This window comes from Pseudomonas sp. JUb52 (genome assembly GCF_004341115.1).
In the GTDB taxonomy this organism is placed as follows: domain Bacteria; phylum Pseudomonadota; class Gammaproteobacteria; order Pseudomonadales; family Pseudomonadaceae; genus Chryseomonas; species Chryseomonas oryzihabitans.
The window spans coordinates 159,219-177,418 of the sequence record NZ_SLYS01000006.1; the positions used below are offsets into that span (position 1 = coordinate 159,219).

Consider the following 18,200-nt stretch of genomic DNA (forward strand, 5'->3'; position numbering starts at 1 on the left):
CCTCTCTCGCCGTGGCCGCTGCGCTTGTAGCTAGATGTGTAGGTAAAACCGTTTGTCAGCTTTGCTGCCAAACCGACGCTGCGTGAGAACCGCTGCTCGTTCCGTCTGGTCACCTAAAAGGCAAGGCACACGAACGGTCGCCGAGAGTTCTCTGCCGGCCACGACAAGATTCTGCAAACAGGTACCCGCGTATGACGACGCCCCTCAATCCCGCCCAGGGACAACCCTCGCAGGCCAAGGACGGTGCTACGGCAGAGGCCCATCTGCACGACTTGAAAGAGGTCGCCCGAGACACGGTGCAAGACGCCAAGCAGGAAGGGGCCGCGCACTATGAACACTACCGCGACACCGCAGCCGACCAGCTAGGCGCCATTGCCCAGAGCGCTCAGGCGGCGGCCGACGAACTGGGAGACAAGGACACCCTGGGCCTGGCGCACTATGTCAGCGACATGGCCCAGAGCCTGACCGGACTGGCCGAGGATCTGCGCGGCAAGAGCGCCGAGCAGCTGCTGCACCAGGCCGGCTCCCTGGCACGCGACAATCCAGCGCTGTTCCTCACCGGCAGCATCGCCATCGGCTTTGGCCTGTCGCGCTTTCTCAAGGCCTCCAGCCAGCCGGATACGGGCAGCAGCTCGCGCGTCAGCGGTCCGGACGCTGTGCCCTCCCTGACCACACCGTCGGTGGCGGCGGAAAACGAACTGGTGGAGCCAACGGCCGGCGCTGACGTCATCCACACCAGCGACATTCCCAAGGGTCCTGACCTCCATACCCCAACCACCACCCGTGGTGGCGATCCCATCGGCGGCGCGGCGATCAACCCGGCCCGCAGCGACAGCAGCCTGAACACCGGTACCTCATCCAGCCAGCTGGATCGACCCACCCTGAGCGGAGGCAAGCAGCCATGATCAACGAGAATCCCACTCCGCGCCCCACCGAGGGCGACACCTCGGTCGTCGGCCTGGTCAAGCAGTTGGTCCAGGAAGTGCCAGCGCTGTTCACCAAGGAACTGGCCCTGGCCAAAGCTGAACTGGGCGAATCCCTGCGCACCACCAAGGCCGGTGTGGCCGGGGTCGCCGCGGGCGCCATCGTGCTGCTGGCCGGCTTCATCGTGCTGCTGATGGGCGTCGTCTATTTCCTCTCCCAGTACCTCACGCCTTGGGCCGCCGCCCTGCTGGTAGGCGCCGTGGTCATGGTGATCGGCTTCATCATGCTGCAATCGGGCAAGAAGCAGTTCGAGCCGTCCCACTTCACCCCCGATCGCACCGTCAACAGCCTGCAGAAGGACAAGGACGCCGTACGGAGGGCCGCACAATGAGCATCACCGATCATATCGATCAGGAATCCCGCAAGAATCCCGACGAGCTCGAACGCGAGATCGATCAAAAGCGCGAGCGTATCGAAGACTTGGTGGGTGCGTTGGAAAGCCGTCTGTCGCCCGGCCAGCTGTTCGACCAGGCGCTGTCCTACACCAAGGGGCACAGTGGCGAATTCGCCCACAACCTGGGCAACACCCTCAAGGCCAATCCGGTTCCGGCGGTGCTGACCTCGGTGGGTCTGCTGTGGCTGGCGCTGGGGCAGAATCGCACGCCGGCTCCAGCCACGACGGGCACCCCGCTCAAGGACAAGCTGTCCGGTGCGCTGGACTCGGTCGCTAACGGCGCGGGCCATACCCGTGATTCCCTAAATCGTGGCAGTCACGATGTGCGCGATAAGGTGACCGGTCTGAGCGAGAGCGTATCTGCCAAGGCCTCCCAGACCGGGGAGCGGCTGAGCGATACCGCGGCGCAGGCCAAGGACACCCTGACGGACCAGGCGCAGCAGCTCAAGGGCACCTTCGATACCCTGCTCCGCGAGCAACCTCTGGTGGTCGGCGCTCTGGGTATCGCCCTCGGTGCCCTGTTGGGCGCTTCCCTGCCACGCACCGAGACCGAGGACCGCGCCCTGGGCAAGCACAGCGACAAGCTGACCGCCAAGGCCAAGCAGGCCGCGAGCAGTGGCTACGAGCAGGTCAAGGCAGCAGGCCAGGACGTGGCGAAAGAGGCGCGCCAGGCCAACCAGGACAACCGCAGCCAGCCGGCGGACGCGGGTACTCCTGCGCCGAAAAACCTGGGCAACGATCCCGACGCCGGGGTCGAGTCCATGGCGGGCTCGCCTAGGGCAGGCACCGGCAGCACCCTCGGCGCCACCCAGGCGGCGGCGGGCATGAATGTCGGCCGTACCGCGGCCAACGGCAACGCCCCGGGAGCGGTAGGCGACGAGAGTGGCATGGCCACCCCACCACGCAGCTTCTGACCGGCAGGATGGCCGGGGTCAGCCGCTGACCCCGGTCCTGAAAAACGAAGGCGCCCGGGTCTACACCCGGGCGCCTTCGTTGTTCTTGCCCCTATCAATAACCCGGATCCGGATTCTCCTTGGGCTGCTCGGGTCGCTTGCTGTTCTGTGGGCGCTGTTCTTCACCGCCCTGGTTGAGTTCCTTGTGGGTCTCGCCGACCCTGCCGGCGTTTTCCGGCTTGTGGTCGAGATCTTCGCGCTTGGCCATGATCCTCACCTCTTGTGGCTGAGTACGTTAGGCAACGCGGCGGGGCCAGGGTGCCCCGGCCGCACCGATCAACGCAGGGGCGGCGCCATGAACTCCGGCCCCACCGGATCCTTGACGTGTTCGGCCAGGATGGCGTCGATGGCCGCCAGGTCCTCGGCGGACAGCCGCCAGCCGAAGGCCTCGTCCAGGCCCTGCAACTGCTCGGGCTTGCGCGCGCCCCAGAGGGCGATGGTCGGTCCCTGGTCGAGGATCCAGCGCACCGCCAGGGCCAGCACCGACTTGCCATGGCGCTCGCGGGCAAAGGCGGTCAGGGCCTCCACCGCGGCCAGGTACTGGGCGAAGCGCGGCGCCTGGAACTTGGGATCGCCCTGGCGCAGGTCATCGCCGTCGAATTGCGTCTGCGCATTCATGCGTCCGGACAGCAGGCCGCGGCACAGCGCGCCATAGGCCAGCACCACCAGACCGTGACGCTGGGCATAGGGCAGCACATCGGCCTCGATGGCGCGCTCGAAGAGGTTGTAGGGCGGCTGCACGGTGGACAGATTGGCGAACTGGCGAAAGGCTTCGAGCTGCTCGGGCGAATAGTTGCTCACGCCGATGGCGAGGATCTTGCCCTCCTGCCGCAGGCGCTCCAGTTCGCGCGCGGTTTCCTCGTGGGAGACCTGGGGATCGGGCCAGTGCACCTGATAGAGGTCGATGCGATCGGTACGCAGGCGCCGCAGGGAGTCTTCCACTTCCTGGCGGATGCGTGCGGCGCTGGCGTTGCGGCGTACCTGCTCGTCCGGCCATTCCAGGGCGACCTTGGTGGCGATCACCGCCTGGTCGCGGATGCCTTCCAGGGCCTTGCCGACGATCTCCTCGGAACGACCGAAGCCATACACCGGCGCGGTATCGATCAGGTTAATGCCGCCGTGCACGGCGCCGCGGATGGTCTCGATGGAACGGGCTTCGTCGGTACCGCCCCACATCCAGCCACCGATGGCCCAGGTGCCGAGGCCGATGCGGGAAACGGGGGTATCGATACCCGGGATGCGCAGGGTTTCACTCATAGGATCTCCAGGCGAAGACGCCAGTCGGAAGGGTTAGCCTTGTGAGGCTAATTCAAAAGGCGTTGAATGGGGCTCAACGAACTCTTGACCCTTATCGGGTGGGATTGCTCATGCCGACCCTCAACCGCGGCGAACTGGCCGATCTCAACGTCTTCGTCGCCCTGGTGCGCCGACGCAGCTTTCGCCAGGCTGCCATCGAACTGGGCGTCACCACTTCGGCGCTGAGCCATGCCCTGCGCCAGCTGGAGTCCCGCTTGGGGGTCAAGCTGCTCAATCGCACCAGCCGCTCGGTGGTGCCGACCCTGGCCGGCGCGGCGCTGGCGGAAAAGCTCGAACAGGGTTTCGCGTTCATCGGCGAAGCACTGGGCGAACTGGACCAGCACCGCGACGCCCCGGTGGGTCGCCTGCGCCTGAGCGTGCCCCGGGATGCGGCGCGGCTGCTGGTGACCCCGACCCTGCCCCGCCTGCTGGCGGCCTATCCGCAGTTGCAGCTGGACATCAGCGTCGAGGATCGTCCGGTGGACATCGTCGCCGACGGCCTCGATGCCGGCATCCGCTATGGCGACACCGTGCCCCAGGACATGGTCGCCCTGCCGCTGACCGACGAATTGCGCTGGATCGTGGTGGGCGCCCCCGCCTACCTGGCGCGCCACGGCCGGCCGCAGCAGCCGGAGGAACTTGCCGACCACCAGTGCGTGCGCCTGCGGCTGGGCAGCGGCGCCCTCTATCGCTGGGAGCTGGGCAGCGGTGCCAGCACCCGGACGATCGACGTGCCGGGTCCGCTCACGGTCAACGAGACCGAGACCTCGATCCAGGCCGCCCTCGACGGCCTGGCCCTGGCCTATTGCCTGGAATGGCGGGTGGCCGACGAATTGCGCGACGGTCGCCTGGAGCAGGTGCTGCCGGACTGGGCCTCGCCCGGCGCGCCGCTGTGCATCTACTACCCGAGTCGGCGCCAGCCGCCACCCGGCCTGCGCCAGCTGATCGAGGCCCTGCGCCAGACCTGGACCGGACGCCATCCCTGAGGGCGCGAACCAACCGCCGCGCCCGGGGGTCCCCTGACCACGCCATGATCGCCTGACCGAGGAGGCCCTCTTGCCCGCAGCCAACGCCGCCGCATCCGACCTGCCGCTGCCGGTGGAGCGCGAACTCAGCCCCCGGGCGCTGCTCACCGGGGCGCTGCTGGGCATCCTGCTGACCCCGGCCAATGTCTATGCCGGACTCAAGATCGGCTGGTCGTTCAACATGTCGATCATCGCCCTGCTGGTGAGCTACGGCCTCTGGCACCGCCTGGGACGCCGCCTGCAGCAACCGGGCTGGACGCTGCACGAGAGCAACATCAACCAGACCGTGGCCTCGGCGGCGGCCAGCATCGTCTCCGGCGGCCTGGTCGCGCCCATCCCGGCCTACACCCTGCTGACCGGCGAGGCATTGCCGACCCTGCCACTGATGGGCTGGGTGTTCGCGGTGAGCTTTCTCGGCATCTGGGTGGCCTGGTACCTCCGGCCCCTGCTGCTGGCCGATGCCAGTCTGAAATTCCCCGAGGGCCTGGCCACCCTGGAAGCCCTGCGCCAGGTCTATGCCAGTGGCGCCGAAGCCCTGGCCCGGCTGCGGGTGCTGCTGGGCGCCCTGGCGCTGTCGGCGGCGGTCAAGCTGGTGGACAGCTTCGCCTGGACGCTGCCGCGAGCGGCGCCCTCGCCGGCCCTGGAACGCCTGACCTTCAGCTTCGATCCCTCGCTGCTACTGCTCGGCTTTGGCGGCATCATCGGCCTGAGGGTCGGGTTGTCACTGCTGCTCGGCACCCTGCTGGCCTGGGGCGGTGTCGCGCCCTGGCTGCTGGCCAGTGGTGTCGCCGCGCTGCCGGCGGAGGCCAGCGGTCCGCAATACGCCTTCCTGGTGCAATGGCTGCTCTGGCCCGGGGTGAGCCTGATGGTCAGCGCCACCCTGGCTGCGCTCGCCGTGCGGCTGATCACCCTGCCCCGCGCCGAACGCCGTCGCCAGGGCTGGCAGCGGCCGCGCGCCTGGCCGCTGGCGCTGCTGCTGGTGGCGGCTCTGCTGGTGGTGGTACTGCAGGTGCGGCTGTTCGGCATCGATCCCTGGCTGGCCCTGCTGGCCCTGCCCCTGGCGCTGTTTCTCGCCGCCATGGCCGCGCGGGTGGTTGGCGCCACCGGCATTCCGCCCATTGGCGCCATCGGCCAGCTGTCGCAGCTGACCTTTGGCCTGGCCGCGCCCGGGCAGGTCAACATCAACCTCATGGGCGCCAACACCGCCGGCGGCGCGGCGGGCCAGAGCACCGACCTGATGAACGACTTCAAGGTCGGCCAGGCCATCGGCGCCACCCCGGCCAAGCAGGTGGTCGCCCAGTGCCTGGGCATCGCCCTCGGCGCGGTGACCGGGGTGCTCACCTATCGGCTGCTGATTCCCGATCCCCAGGCGCTGCTGCTCAGCGCCGCCTGGCCGGCGCCGGCGGTGGCCCAGTGGAAGGCGGTGGCGGAAACCCTGACCCAGGGCCTGGGCGCCCTCGACGGGGCCATGCGCCTGGGCATCGTCCTGGGCGCCCTGGCGGGCTTGCTGCTGGGCCTGGCCGAAGCCTTGCTGCCGACCCGCCGCGCGCACTGGCTGCCCAGCTCGGCGGCCCTGGGCCTGGCCTTCATCCTGCCGGCCTCGGTGTCGCTGATGATGACCCTGGGCGCCCTGCTCACCGCCCTAGTGCGCTGGCGGGCACCGGGCCTGGCCGAACGCTTCGCCCTGGCGGCCGCGGCCGGCCTCATCGCTGGGGAAAGTCTGGCCGGGGTCGGGGCGGCTTTCTGGCAGATGCTCTCCACGTGAGCTGCGACATCTTGTCAAGTGGACAATAATTTCCAGACGTAATGTCGCGAAGCTTTCAATAACCTTTCAAACCCATGAAATTCGGGGGTTCTGGTCCGATTCAGCTTGCCAGCGCGCTTTTGCAACACATAAGGTTACAAATAGCGCGACCCACCCGCGAGAGGTCTGGGCGCCCTGCGCGAGCTGTCTCCATAACAAACCCAATCCGAGCTAGCAGTCATGGCCACCACCTCGAAAGCCAAATCCATCTTCCGCGTCGTCAGCGGAAACTTCCTCGAAATGTACGACTTCATGGTCTATGGCTTCTATGCCACGGCCATTGCCAAGACGTTCTTTCCCGGCGATAACGAACTCGCCTCCCTGATGCTGTCGCTGGCCACCTTCGGCGCCGGCTTCCTGATGCGCCCCCTGGGGGCGATCTTCCTCGGCGCCTACATCGACAAGCACGGTCGTCGCCACGGCCTGATCGTCACCCTGGCGCTGATGGCCCTGGGCACCCTGCTGATCGCCGTGGTGCCGGGCTATGCCACCCTGGGCGTCGCCGCACCGCTGCTGGTGCTGCTCGGCCGCCTGCTGCAGGGCTTCTCCGCCGGTGTCGAACTGGGCGGCGTGTCCGTCTACCTGTCGGAGATCGCCACCCCCGGCCGCAAGGGCTTCTTCGTTTCCTGGCAGTCCGCCAGCCAGCAGGTCGCGGTGGTCTTCGCCGGTGTGCTGGGCGCGCTGCTCAACCACTGGCTGTCGCCCGCCGAAATGGGTGAATGGGGCTGGCGCATCCCCTTCCTGATCGGCTGCCTGATCGTGCCCTTCCTGTTCATGATCCGTCGTTCCCTGGAAGAGAGCCCGGAGTTCGAGGCGCGCAAGCATCGCCCGACCTTTGGCGAAACCATGACCTCCATCCGCCAGAACTTCGGCGTGGTGCTGGCGGGTGTGGCCATGGTCTCCATGACCACCGCCTCCTTCTACCTGATCACCGCCTACACCCCGACCTTCGGCAAGCACGAGCTGAACCTGACCGCGCTGGACAGCCTGATCGTCACCGCCTGCGTGGGTGTTTCCAACTTCATCTGGCTGCCGGTGATGGGCGCCCTGAGCGATCGCATCGGCCGCCGTCCGCTGCTGATCTTCGCCACCGTACTGGCCATCCTCACCGCCTACCCGGCGATGATCTGGCTGACCCACGCCCCGGGCTTCTCGCGCCTGCTGATGGTCGAGCTGTGGCTGTCCTTCCTCTATGGCACCTACAACGGTGGCATGGTGGTAGCCCTGACCGAGGTGATGCCGGCCCATGTGCGCACCACCGGCTTCTCCCTGGCCTACAGCCTGGCCACCGCGACCTTTGGCGGCTTCACCCCGATGGTCTGCACCTGGCTGATCCAGGAGACCGGCAACAAGGCCGCTCCGGGCATGTGGCTGACCGTAGCGGCCGTCCTCGGCCTGGTCGCGACCCTGACCCTGTTCAAGGGCAATACCGAGCCGCGCTTCAAGACCGTCACCGCCTGACAGCCCTGTCGCAGAGCGGCAGGTCCTGCCGCTCTCGCGTCCACCCAGGTCGCTCCGCGCATCGAACTGTCATGACCTTTTGTTATGGTCTAGACCAGATGACCGCAACCCGCGGTCGCCGTGCCGGAGTCCGCCGATGTCCACCCTTCCCCGCCTTCTCGCCGGCCTGGCCGGCGGTCTGCTCAGCCTTACCGCTGCCGCCACCGAGCTGACCCACTGGCCAGCCGATGCTGCCCGCCAGCTCGATGCCCTGATCGCCGCCAATGCCAACCAAGGCAACTACGCGGTGTTCGACATGGACAACACCAGCTATCGCTACGACCTGGAAGAGGCCCTGCTGCCCTTCCTGGAGATGAAGGGCGTGCTGACCCGCGACACTCTGGATCCTTCGCTCAAGCTGATTCCCTTCAAGGATGTCGGTGGCCACAAGGAAAGTCTCAACAGCTATTACTACCGGCTGTGCGAGGTCGACGACCTGGTCTGCTACCCCTGGGTCGCCCAGGTGTTTTCCGGCTTCACCCTCAAGCAGCTCAAGGGCTACGTCGACGAGGTGATGGCATACGGCAAGCCGATCCCTGCCACCTACTACGGCAAGGACGACAAGGTGGAGACGGTGGAGATCAATCCGCCCAAGCCCTTCACCGGCCAGCAGGAGCTCTATCACAAGCTGATGGAGAACGGCATCGAGGTCTATGTGATCAGTGCCGCCCATGAGGAGCTGGTGCGCATGGTGGCGTCCGATCCGCGCTACGGCTATGGAGTGAAACCGGAAAACGTCATTGGCGTTACCACCCTGCTCAAGGACCCGGCCACCGGCGCCCTGACCACCGCCCGCAAGCAGATCGCCGAAGGCAAGTACGATCCCCAGGCCAACCTGAAGCTGCAGGTCACGCCCTACCTCTGGACCCCGGCCACCTGGTTCGCCGGCAAGTACGCGGCCATCCTCACCTACATAGATCCCTGGAAGAAACCCATCCTGGTCGGCGGCGACACCCCGGTCAGCGACGGCCCCATGCTGTTCCAGGGCGTAGACGCCACCAAGAACGGCATCCACCTGTGGATCGACCGCAAGTCCAAGTACCGTACCCAGATCGAGGCGATGATGAAGAGCAACGCCGAGGGTCAGGCCAAGGCCGGGGTGGCGGTGAACGCGGACAAGCACTGGGTGATCGTCAAGCCCGAAGACATCCAGTAGGCCGGCGGCGATCGGGCGGGCTAGACTGGGACTCCCTCAGCCCGCCCTGGAGCCCGCCATGGAACATCTGGTCCTGACCGTCATCGCCCCCGATCGCCCCGGTCTGGTGGAAGCCCTGGCCGACTGCGTGGCCGCCCAGGGCGGCAACTGGCTGGAAAGCCGCATGGCCCACCTGGCCGGCCAGTTCGCCGGGATCCTCTCGGTGGAAGTGGAGCCAGAATTGCGCAATGGTCTGGTGGAGACGCTGCAACAGCTGGCCATTCCCGGCCTGCGCATCCTGGTGGGCGAGCCGGGCCAGCCGGCGCCGGTGGGTGCCCCGCTGGTACAGCTCGACCTCCTTGGCAACGACCGGGTCGGCATCGTCCGCGACATCACCCGGGCGCTGCACCAGGTCGGGGGCAACGTCGAACGGCTGTCCACCGAGACCCGGCCGGCGCCCATGAGCAGCGAGGTGCTGTTTCACGCCACCGCCCTGCTGGCGCTCCCGGCCGATCTCGCACTCGAGGCCCTGCAGGCCCACCTGGAAACCCTCACCGACGACCTGATGGTGGAGCTCAAGCTCTATCGCCACGGGCATGACTAGGCCCTAGCTCCGGCCTTTCTCCAGCCGCCGTCGGATGCCCTCGGGGACATCGTCCGGCAGCGGCATCCGCCCGTCCGCCGGCAAGGCTTCCAGGCCGGCTTCGTCCAGCAGCACCAGTACCTCCTCCTTGAGGCGGCTCAGGGCGAAGACCTGCCAGGCCTCGCGCACAGAGGGGAAGAGTTCCAATTCGTAGTCGAAGGTGCGGATCGGTCGCCGACTCTCCAGGGCCGCGCGCAGCAAGGGCTGGGCGTGGGGATGGCGCAACTGGTGCAGAAAGGCTTCGCGCAGCTCCAGGCGATCGTCCTGGGTCAGGCGCGGCAGCGGCAGGTAGCGTTCAGGATCTTCCAGTTCCTCGCGTTCTTCCAGACTGAGATCGTCCGGATCAAGCAGGCGCAGGGCGCCGCTTGCAAGGTCGAGGAAGTGGGTACCTCGCTCCCGGCTGTCGAGGGCGGCAGCCAGCAGATCAAGGTCGAGGGTGAGGGGGCGCATGGCAGGACTCCGGCACAGGCGAACAGGAGCGGAGGTTACCTCCGCTCCTGTTGCGACCTGACGCTGGAGCCGGCGTTCAGCCTTTCCGCTGATAGGGGAAGAAGCGCCGCTCGCGCAGGTCGTGCTCGATCTGCTCCAGGCTCTTGCCCTTGGTCTCCGGCACCAGGCGCCAGATGAACAGCAGCGCCACCAGGGAAATCCCGGCATAGAGCCAGAAGGTGTGGGCGGCGCCCAGCTTGGTCACCAGGCTCAGGGTGGTGAGGGTCACCAACAGGTCGAAGCCCCAGTGGCTGAAGGCGCCGACGCTGGCACCCTTGCCGCGCACGAACAGCGGATAGACCTCGGCGTTGATCAGCCAGATGCAGACGCCGAAGCCGCCGCAGTTGAGCATCAGGTAGGCGGCCAGGCAGGCCACCACCGTCCAGCGCTCGACATCGGTCTGGGGACCGGCGCCCTGGAACAGGTAGCCCATGATCGCCAGGGCGATGATGGAGCCGGGAATCAGCGTCAGCAGATAGCGGCGACGACCGATGCGATCCACCAGGAAGCTGCCGACTACGGTCATGATCACCACCAGGATGGTGCTGCAGCCGGTAGCCAGTACTGCGGTCTGGTCGGAGAAACCAGCCTGGGTGAGGATGGTGGGTGCGTAGTAGATCAGGGCATTGTTGCCGGTGATCTGCGAGAACATGGCGATACCGGCGCCCACCAGCAGGGCCGGCCGGACCCAGGGCGAGAACAGGTCACTCCAGCTGCCTTCCGGCGCGTTGCTCACGGTCTTGATCTCGGCCAGTTCGGCCTGGGCGGCAGCGGCGCCGCCACGGACCCGTTCCAGCACCGCCAGGGCGTCGCCCTCGCGACCCTTGACCAGCAGCCAGCGCGGACTCTCCGGCAATACCGCCATGCCGGCCAGCAGGATCAGCGCCGGTACCAGGCCGAGACCGAACATCCAGCGCCAGTGTTCGTCCAGGGCGAAGCCGGTGAAATAGGCCACGGTGATGCCGAACACCACCATGAACTGGAACAGCACCACCAGCTTGCCGCGGTGCTCCGGCGGCGCCACCTCGGCGATGTACACCGGGATGATCTGGGTGGAGCTGCCAGCCGACAGGCCGAGCAGGAAGCGCGACAGGATCAAGAGGGTGACGTTGGGCGACAGCGCCGAGAGCACCGAGCCCAGGGCGAACACCAGGGCCACGCCGATGATGGTCTTGCGGCGGCCGAGGCGGTCGGAGATCGGCCCGGTGCCGAGGCAGCCGAACAGGGCGCCAAAGATGATGGCGCCGGTCACCAGTTGCTTGACGGTGTCGTCCATGGCGAATTCGCGGCCGAGGCCGAGCAGGGCGACACCGATGATGCCGGTGTCGTAGCCGAACAGCAGACCGCCCAGGGCGGCGATCACGGCGATGAGTACGACCAGCCCCTTGCGCGGGGTGGCCGCCACGGGTGCGGCGAGCGAGGGTGATGAAGCGAGCATGGGGAAATCCTTTCTTGTTTTGCCAGGGCAAGGATCGCGGCGGCGACCTGATCCACCCGCGCGGGCGGGCCGTGGGGGAGCATGGCCCAGGGAAAAGCGCGATGCGGCAGGCAGAGAAACGTTAGGTGAATCGTTTCACCTAATGATGCCAGTTGTAACAGGACTTGTGAAAAGCATCACGCTTGGCGACCGGCAGCAGCTAGCTGCCGATGGTCAGTTCCTGGAAGCGCTGCTCGGGCAATGCCGCTGCGCCCTGCCCCGGGCGCAGTGCCTGATCGCCCAGGCGCTCGACCAGGAAGTCGATGAACACCTTGAGCTTGGGCGGCAGGTGGCGCGTCGCCGGATAGAGCAGCCAGGCGCCGCCGTGGTAGTGCGGCAGAAAGGACCACTCCGGCAGCACCTGGATGATCTCGCCACGGGCCAGGGCCGCCTGGGCGGTGAACAGCGGCAGGCTGCCGATGCCGATGTGGTTGAGCACCGCGTCCAGGCGCACCCCGGTGTGGTTGGCGGCATAGCGACCGCGCACATTGACGTGGACCACCTTGGCGCCCTGGCGAAACTTCCAGCGCGAATCGGCCGGCTCCTCCGCCAGGTAGATGCAGCTGTGCCCGGCCAGATCGCGGGGATGGGCGGGCTGACCGTGCTCGGCCAGGTACTGCGGCGTGGCGCAGAGCAGGTGCTCGATGGTCAGCAGCTGACGGCCCACCAGCCCGGGCGGCGGCCGGTCGGTGATGCGGATGGCCAGGTCGACGTTTTCGTCGATCAGATCGACATAGCGGTCTTCCAGCAGCAACTGCACGTCCACCGCCGGATAGCGGCGCAGGAAGTCGGCCATGTGCGGATGGATCACCGTGCTGCCCACCGCCTTGGGCACCGACAACCGGACGATGCCGGCCGGCGCCTGGTTGAACTGACCACTGACCTCCAGCACCGCACGCGCGGCGCCGACCATGTCGCTGCAGCGCCGGTAGACCTCCTCTCCCGCCTCCGACAGGCGCAGCTTGCGCGTACTGCGATTGAGCAGCCGGGTGCCCAGAGCCTTCTCCAGGCGCGCCACGCTGCGACTGGTGGAGGATGGGGTCAGACCCAGCTGACGGGCCGCCGCAGAGAAGCTGCCGCTCTCCACCACCCGCACGAAGATGGCCATCTCGCTGAGCAGCGGCAGGGGAAGATTTATGCTCACAGCGCAAAATTCCTTTGGAGAGAGGGTGGATTATCACCCTTGCGTGCGCTCTTTAGAATGAGGATGTTTCTCGTTTTCTAGGTAGTAGACGTATGACCGAGCGCCTGTATTTCCTGAGCGACAGCCTGATCGCCGAGGTCGAGGTCCACGCCTGTAGCGCCGCCGAGGACGGTTATGTCGTCGAATTGCTGGCCACGCCCTTCCATCCCCAGGGCGGCGGCCAGCCCAGCGACACCGGCTGGATCGGCACCGCCGAGGTGACCCGGGTGGTCCAGGACGGCGACCGTATCCTGCACCACACCACCCGCCCGCTGACGCCCGGCCGTGTGCTGGCCCGGGTCGACGAAGGCCGGCGCCTGCTGCATTCGCGATTGCACTCGGCGGGGCATCTGCTCGGCCACATCGGCGAGACCCATGGCTGGAAGCCGGTCAAGGCCCATCACTGGCCGGGCGAAGGGCGCATCGAATTCATTCCGGGCGAGGCGTCGCAGCCCCTGGACAGCGAAGCCCTGCAGGCGCACTTCGACGCCCTGGTGGAAGAAGACCTGCCGCTGCAGATCGAGGTGCAGGCCGATGGCCAGCGCCAGGTGCGCTTTGGCGAGGACGTGGCGCGCTATGCCTGCGGCGGAACCCACGTGCGCTCCCTGCGCGCGGTCGGCGCCCTGAGCGCCCTGGGCGTCAAGGAAAAGAAGGGACGCCTGCTGGTGAGCTACGACATGGCTGGCGCCTGATCAACCGCTCACCTCACCCGCAGAAAGGAAGCGCCATGCTGCTCGAACTCGACGCTCTCGACACCGAGAGTCTGCTCCGTCTCACCGATGAACGCCTGCTGGCTGTGCGGGTGCGCCACTTCGTGCCGCGTCCGCTGGCCGACGACCTCGGCCAGCAGATCCTCGGCAACGGCTTCGCCACCTACACCAACGCCCCCAGCATCGGCCGCATCGGCATGGCCTTCTATGAGGCGGAGCACCAGCGCGCGCAGATGGACGACTATTTCGCCAGCGTGACCAGCAACCTGGAAGAATTGCGCCGGCGCTGCCGCCCCTACCTCAATCCCATCGACCTGGTGCGCTGCACCCTCGACGAGGTCTGGCCCGCCGGGGCCCGCCTGCAGACCCTCTGGGGCCGCAAGATGTACGTCGGCCTGTCGCGGGTGGTGAAGCCGGGGGTGCGCTTTCTCGCCCACCACGACATCTTCGCCAAGGACGCGCCGGGCAGCGAGGAAGCCGAAAGCCTGGTCGCCCAGCTGGCCTGCAACGTCTACCTGACCATGCCCAGCGTCGGCGGCGAACTGCAGCTCTGGTCGCGCGAGCTGTCGCCGGAGGCCTTCGACGCCATGCGCGGTGACAGCTACGGCATCGAACCCGACCGCCTCGGTCCGCCCTGCCTGACCATCCGCCCCGAACCGGGCGATCTGATCCTCTTCAATTCCCGCCGCATGCACGCCGTGACCCCCGGCAACGACCAGCCGCGCCTGTCGCTGTCGTGCTTCGTCGGCTATCGCGGGGCGGCCGAACCCCTCACGTACTGGAGCTGACATGTCCCCCTACCTGAGCGAATTCCTCGCCCTGGCGACCATCCACTTCCTCGCCGTGCTGGCGCCCGGTCCGGATTTTGCCGTGACCGTGCGCCAGAGCGTGAGATTCGGCCGCCTGATCGGCCTCTGTACCGCCCTGGGCATCGGCGCCGGCATCTCGGTGCACGTGCTCTACACCCTGCTCGGCATCGGCGCCCTGATGCACGCCACGCCCTGGCTACTGGGGGTCGCCAAGGTGGTCGGCGGTGCCTACATCCTCTGGCTGGGCTTCAACCTGATCCGCAGCAAGCCCACCGCCGCGCCGCTGGACGACAGCCAGTGGCAGCAGGTCGACCTGCAGCGGCAGTCGCCCGGCAAGGCCTTCCTGACCGGCTTCCTGACCAATGCCACCAATCCCAAGGCCACCCTGTTCTTCCTGGCCATCTTCACCACCGTGGTCAGCGGCAGTACGCCGCTGACCGTCCAGGGCCTCTATGGCCTGTGGATGTGCGCGGTCAACGCCGGCTGGTTCGCCCTAGTCAGTTTGCTGTTTTCCAGCCCACGCGTTCGCCAGACCTTCCTGCGCCTGGGCCACTGGTTCGAACGAACCATGGGCCTGGTGCTGGTTTTCTTCGCCGGTCGACTGCTGTTGTCGGCGCTTTGACGTCAGTCCATTCGTATTGGAGGTCCTCCATGCCCTACGTCCACCGCGCTCCCGCTGGTATTCCCACGGAAAAGTTCGTCGTCCGCCTGCCCGACGGAATGCGTGAACGCATTGCCGCCGTGGCCCGGTCCCATCGCCACAGCATGAACACTGAGATCGTCGCCTGGCTAGAACGCAGCCTGGTGCAGGACGGGATCCTGGAGCAGCAGCAGATCGAAGCGGACGACGATCTGCTCAATGCCAGCGAGCAACTACTGCTGCAGCGCTTTCGTCAGCTCAATGAGCGTCAGCAGAACGCGCTGATTTCGGTCCTGGAGCTGGAGTTGCCGGTACCCGTGCACAGCCGCGAAACCGCCTGATTCCGTCTGGCTCAGGCTTCCTAGGGAGCCGATCTTCCGCAGCAGGGCCGCCACCCAGGCAGCCCTGACGTGCGGCTTTCAAGTATCGATCGGGACGGCCGATGAAGGGGGTCTACGCACTCTCTTCCGGTACTCCCATGTCTGTTTCCAAAGCCTCCTGGCTGAGCAATCTCGGCATTTCCAAGAAGCTGGCCCTGGGCTTCGGCGCCCTGCTGGTCATGGTGACGGTGGTGGCCGTGTTCGGCTACCTCACCGCCAATACCCTGCTCGAACGCATCACCAAGACGCGTTACAGCGGCGAGCTCAAGGCCCATATCCTTAACGTCAGGATCGACGAGAAGAATTACCTGCTCGATCCCAGTGCTAGCAGCGTCGCCCAGCAGCAGGCCGACCTGGCTGTGGTCGCGGACGACGTCGCCAAGGGCCTGAGCCTGCTGAGCAACCCGGCCAACGTCGCCATCCTGCACAGCATCCAGCAGGAGATGAAAACCTACCAGGAGCGTTTCACCGTCCTGCAGCAAGCCAACCAGACCAGTGGCGAGGCGCAAAAGGAGCTGACCAAGGTCTCCGATAACGTCACCGAGACCTTCGACCAGCTGTTCGATCTGGTCTTCGCCCCGGGCGGTGGCTACAGCACCGCCGACCTCAAGGCGGTGGCCGAAATGAAGGCGCAGATGGTCGGCGTGCGCCTGGCCATCCGCCGCTTCCTCGGCACCCCCGACGACAGCAAGTCCCAGGCGACCCTCAAGGTCATCGACGGGTTGCTCAAGACCCTGGCCACTGCCCAGAAGCAGATCGACGGCGACACCGCTGCCCGCCTCTACAGCGCCACCCAGGACGTGACCCGCTATCGCGCCTTCTTCGAATCCATCGTTGCCCAGAATCGCCAGGCCCAGGCCGCGGTCGCCAGCCTGCAGGAGCAGGGCAACAAGCTGGTACGGTTGCTGGATCAGTTGGGCGAAGGCCAGCTCAAGTCCGCCAACGCCGAGCGCGAAGCCGCTCTGCTCAAGCTGCTGCTGAGCAGCCTGATCGCCCTACTGATCGGCATCGCCGCCGCCTGGCTGATCACTCGTCAGATCACCCAGCCGCTGGCGACTGCCATGGCCATGCTCAAGCGCGTCGCCGCCGGCGACCTGACCCCGAGCGATACGGTGGCCCGTCGTGACGAACTGGGTGAACTGCAACGCACCACCCAGGCCATGGCCGCCGACCTGCGCCAACTGGTCGGTGGCATCGCCAACGGCGTGGGGCAGCTCAGCAGCGCGGCCGACGAACTCTCGGCCTTTGGCGTCCAGACCAGCCGTGGCGCCACCCAGCAGCGGGACGAAATGCATCAAGTGGCCACCGCCATGAACGAGATGGCGGCCACGGTGCACAACGTCGCGCAAAATACCGCCAACGCTTCCAGCGCCGCGCAGAACGCCGACAGCATGGCCCGCGAAGGCAGCCGCACGGTCAAGCGTGCGGCCCAGGAAATCACCCTGGCCGCCGAAGAGGTGCAGGGCCTGGGCGACGCCATGGAGCGCCTGGATGCCGCCAGCGGCCGCATCGGCAGCGTCATCGACGTGATCAAGGCGATCGCCGAGCAGACCAATCTGCTGGCGCTCAACGCCGCCATCGAAGCCGCCCGCGCGGGCGAGCAGGGCCGCGGTTTTGCCGTGGTGGCCGACGAGGTCAGGTCCCTGGCGCAGCGGACCCAGGAATCCACCCAGGAAATTGGCGAACTCATCGCGACCTTGCAGCAGGGCACCACTGAAGCCAGCGCGCGGATGCAGGCAAGCCGCGATCGCACCCTGGGCACCGTGACCCTGGCCCAGGACGCCGAACGCGCCCTAGACGTCATCTACCAGACGGTGGCGGAGATCCAGAGTCTCAATCAGCAGATCGCCACTGCGGTGGAAGAGCAGAGCCTGGTGGCCGAGGAGATCAACGGCAACGTGGTCAAGGTCAGCGGCCTGGCCGAGGAATCGGCCACTGCCAACGCCCATGCCGCGGCGTCGGTCAACGAGCTGGCCCGTCTGGGCGGCGATCTGCAGCAGATGGTCGCGCGCTTCCGCGTCTGACCCTATTGCGACGACGTCAGGCGCTGGCGTCGTCGGGCTTAGGCCCTCGGCGTCAGCATCCGCCCCTGGATGCCGTCGCCGATCACCAGGAAATGGCCACCGGCGACGTGGTGCAGGGTGCGCAGACCGTCCTGCCCGCGAAAATCCCATCGCCCCTCGCGAAACACCCGGGTATCGGCCCGGGCAGCGATCACCTCGCCGAGGAACAGATCGTAACCTTGCTGGTTATGCGCCTCGGGCAGCAGTCGGCACTCCAGCCAGGCCACGCAGCCGGCGATCAGCGGCGCGCTGACCTGTTCGCCAGCCAGTGTCTCGATGCCGTAGGCGGCGAACTTGTCCAGCTCGCGGCCGGTGGTGTTGCCTACCGTCTGCACCAGATCCACCTGGGCGGCGCAGGGCACACTGAGCACGAAGGTGCCCTCGGCTTCCAGAAGCTCACGGGTCCAGGTCTGCTTGTCCAGCACCACCGCCACCTTGCCCGGCTCGAAATCCACCGCCATCGCCCAGGCTGCGGCCATGACGTTGCGCCGACCAGCGTGGGCAGCGCTGACCAGTACCGTGGGACCGTGGTTGAGCAGCCGATAGGCCTTGGCCAGGGGGACGGCGGCAAGGGTCGAATTCATGGATGGACTCCCGTGGGAAAAGCCCCAGGGTAACGCAGCCCTTGCCGTTCGGCGCCGCACGGGTAAAAAATTGCCGCTTGGCGACGCGCTCGCCAAACGCCGGGGGACATCAGGGGTCTATCGCCCACTCC

Annotated in this window: 19 protein-coding genes and 1 pseudogene; 14 read left to right on the top strand and 6 right to left on the bottom strand. The window is 66.9% G+C overall.

What is annotated here, in order from left to right:
* Positions 1-191: 191 nt before the first annotated feature.
* The 3 genes from EC839_RS12380 to EC839_RS12390 are packed head-to-tail and all read left to right on the top strand — an operon-like array spanning position 192 to position 2,292.
* Positions 192-905: a hypothetical protein gene (locus EC839_RS12380; RefSeq protein ID WP_007159836.1), complete on the top strand. Its 714-nt coding sequence runs from the start codon at positions 192-194 to the stop codon at positions 903-905.
* The gene (locus tag EC839_RS12385; protein ID WP_007159837.1) at positions 902-1,315 is read left to right on the top strand and encodes a phage holin family protein; all 414 of its coding nucleotides are present in this window, start codon (positions 902-904) and stop codon (positions 1,313-1,315) included. The genes EC839_RS12380 and EC839_RS12385 overlap by 4 nt, the downstream gene beginning before the upstream one ends.
* Complete coding sequence (locus EC839_RS12390) at positions 1,312-2,292, top strand: DUF3618 domain-containing protein (RefSeq protein ID WP_007159838.1); 981 nt, start codon at positions 1,312-1,314, stop codon at positions 2,290-2,292. The genes EC839_RS12385 and EC839_RS12390 overlap by 4 nt, the downstream gene beginning before the upstream one ends.
* A gap of 94 nt (positions 2,293-2,386) precedes the next feature.
* Here EC839_RS12390 and EC839_RS24160 read toward each other — a convergent pair whose 3' ends face one another.
* Positions 2,387-2,539, bottom strand: coding sequence for a hypothetical protein (locus EC839_RS24160; protein ID WP_165904668.1), 153 nt, complete (start codon positions 2,537-2,539; stop codon positions 2,387-2,389).
* Between the two features lie 68 nt (positions 2,540-2,607).
* Positions 2,608-3,588 (bottom strand): aldo/keto reductase, encoded by a 981-nt coding sequence (locus tag EC839_RS12395; RefSeq protein WP_007159840.1) that lies wholly within the window; start codon positions 3,586-3,588, stop codon positions 2,608-2,610.
* A 110-nt stretch (positions 3,589-3,698) separates the two neighbouring features.
* Between EC839_RS12395 and EC839_RS12400 the strand changes: the two genes are divergently transcribed.
* The 5 genes from EC839_RS12400 to EC839_RS12420 all read left to right on the top strand — a co-directional run bounded on the left by EC839_RS12400 (position 3,699) and on the right by EC839_RS12420 (position 9,695).
* Complete coding sequence (locus EC839_RS12400) at positions 3,699-4,613, top strand: LysR family transcriptional regulator (protein WP_132832575.1); 915 nt, start codon at positions 3,699-3,701, stop codon at positions 4,611-4,613.
* 70 nt (positions 4,614-4,683) lie between these two features.
* Positions 4,684-6,417: an OPT family oligopeptide transporter gene (locus EC839_RS12405; protein WP_007159842.1), complete on the top strand. Its 1,734-nt coding sequence runs from the start codon at positions 4,684-4,686 to the stop codon at positions 6,415-6,417.
* 219 nt (positions 6,418-6,636) lie between these two features.
* On the top strand, positions 6,637-7,917 hold the full coding sequence (locus tag EC839_RS12410) for an MFS transporter (RefSeq protein ID WP_007159843.1): 1,281 nt from the start codon (positions 6,637-6,639) through the stop codon (positions 7,915-7,917).
* A 136-nt stretch (positions 7,918-8,053) separates the two neighbouring features.
* The gene (locus EC839_RS12415) at positions 8,054-9,112 is read left to right on the top strand and encodes a phosphorylcholine phosphatase (protein WP_007159844.1); all 1,059 of its coding nucleotides are present in this window, start codon (positions 8,054-8,056) and stop codon (positions 9,110-9,112) included.
* A gap of 58 nt (positions 9,113-9,170) precedes the next feature.
* Positions 9,171-9,695: a glycine cleavage system protein R gene (locus tag EC839_RS12420; protein ID WP_007159845.1), complete on the top strand. Its 525-nt coding sequence runs from the start codon at positions 9,171-9,173 to the stop codon at positions 9,693-9,695.
* A gap of 3 nt (positions 9,696-9,698) precedes the next feature.
* Here the strand turns inward: EC839_RS12420 and EC839_RS12425 are convergent, their stop codons facing one another.
* The 3 genes from EC839_RS12425 to EC839_RS12435 all read right to left on the bottom strand — a co-directional run bounded on the left by EC839_RS12425 (position 9,699) and on the right by EC839_RS12435 (position 12,844).
* The gene (locus tag EC839_RS12425; protein ID WP_007159846.1) at positions 9,699-10,184 is read right to left on the bottom strand and encodes a UPF0158 family protein; all 486 of its coding nucleotides are present in this window, start codon (positions 10,182-10,184) and stop codon (positions 9,699-9,701) included.
* Between the two features lie 76 nt (positions 10,185-10,260).
* Positions 10,261-11,661 carry a sugar porter family MFS transporter gene (locus tag EC839_RS12430; protein WP_007159847.1) on the bottom strand — a complete coding sequence of 467 codons (1,401 nt, stop codon included), beginning with the start codon at positions 11,659-11,661 and terminating at the stop codon, positions 10,261-10,263.
* 199 nt (positions 11,662-11,860) lie between these two features.
* Positions 11,861-12,844: a LysR family transcriptional regulator gene (locus tag EC839_RS12435; protein ID WP_007159848.1), complete on the bottom strand. Its 984-nt coding sequence runs from the start codon at positions 12,842-12,844 to the stop codon at positions 11,861-11,863.
* 92 nt (positions 12,845-12,936) lie between these two features.
* Between EC839_RS12435 and EC839_RS12440 the strand changes: the two genes are divergently transcribed.
* The 6 genes and pseudogenes from EC839_RS12440 to EC839_RS24950 all read left to right on the top strand — a co-directional run bounded on the left by EC839_RS12440 (position 12,937) and on the right by EC839_RS24950 (position 17,446).
* Positions 12,937-13,575 (top strand): alanyl-tRNA editing protein, encoded by a 639-nt coding sequence (locus tag EC839_RS12440; protein ID WP_007159849.1) that lies wholly within the window; start codon positions 12,937-12,939, stop codon positions 13,573-13,575.
* Positions 13,576-13,610: 35 nt separating this feature from the next.
* Complete coding sequence (locus EC839_RS12445) at positions 13,611-14,381, top strand: 2OG-Fe(II) oxygenase (protein WP_007159850.1); 771 nt, start codon at positions 13,611-13,613, stop codon at positions 14,379-14,381.
* A gap of 1 nt (position 14,382) precedes the next feature.
* Positions 14,383-15,024 (top strand): LysE family translocator, encoded by a 642-nt coding sequence (locus EC839_RS12450; RefSeq protein ID WP_007159851.1) that lies wholly within the window; start codon positions 14,383-14,385, stop codon positions 15,022-15,024.
* A gap of 29 nt (positions 15,025-15,053) precedes the next feature.
* Positions 15,054-15,383 carry an Arc family DNA-binding protein gene (locus tag EC839_RS12455; RefSeq protein WP_132832576.1) on the top strand — a complete coding sequence of 110 codons (330 nt, stop codon included), beginning with the start codon at positions 15,054-15,056 and terminating at the stop codon, positions 15,381-15,383.
* Between the two features lie 218 nt (positions 15,384-15,601).
* Positions 15,602-16,747: pseudogene (locus EC839_RS24945) on the top strand (methyl-accepting chemotaxis protein); the annotation flags it as partial.
* Positions 16,721-17,446: a methyl-accepting chemotaxis protein gene (locus EC839_RS24950; protein ID WP_372237655.1), complete on the top strand. Its 726-nt coding sequence runs from the start codon at positions 16,721-16,723 to the stop codon at positions 17,444-17,446. The pseudogene EC839_RS24945 and the gene EC839_RS24950, both read left to right, overlap by 27 nt.
* Positions 17,447-17,484: 38 nt before the next feature.
* On the opposite strand, the gene EC839_RS12465 is transcribed toward EC839_RS24950, so the two are convergent.
* Positions 17,485-18,069 (bottom strand): flavin reductase family protein, encoded by a 585-nt coding sequence (locus tag EC839_RS12465; RefSeq protein ID WP_007159854.1) that lies wholly within the window; start codon positions 18,067-18,069, stop codon positions 17,485-17,487.
* Between the last annotated feature and the right edge of the window lie 131 nt (positions 18,070-18,200).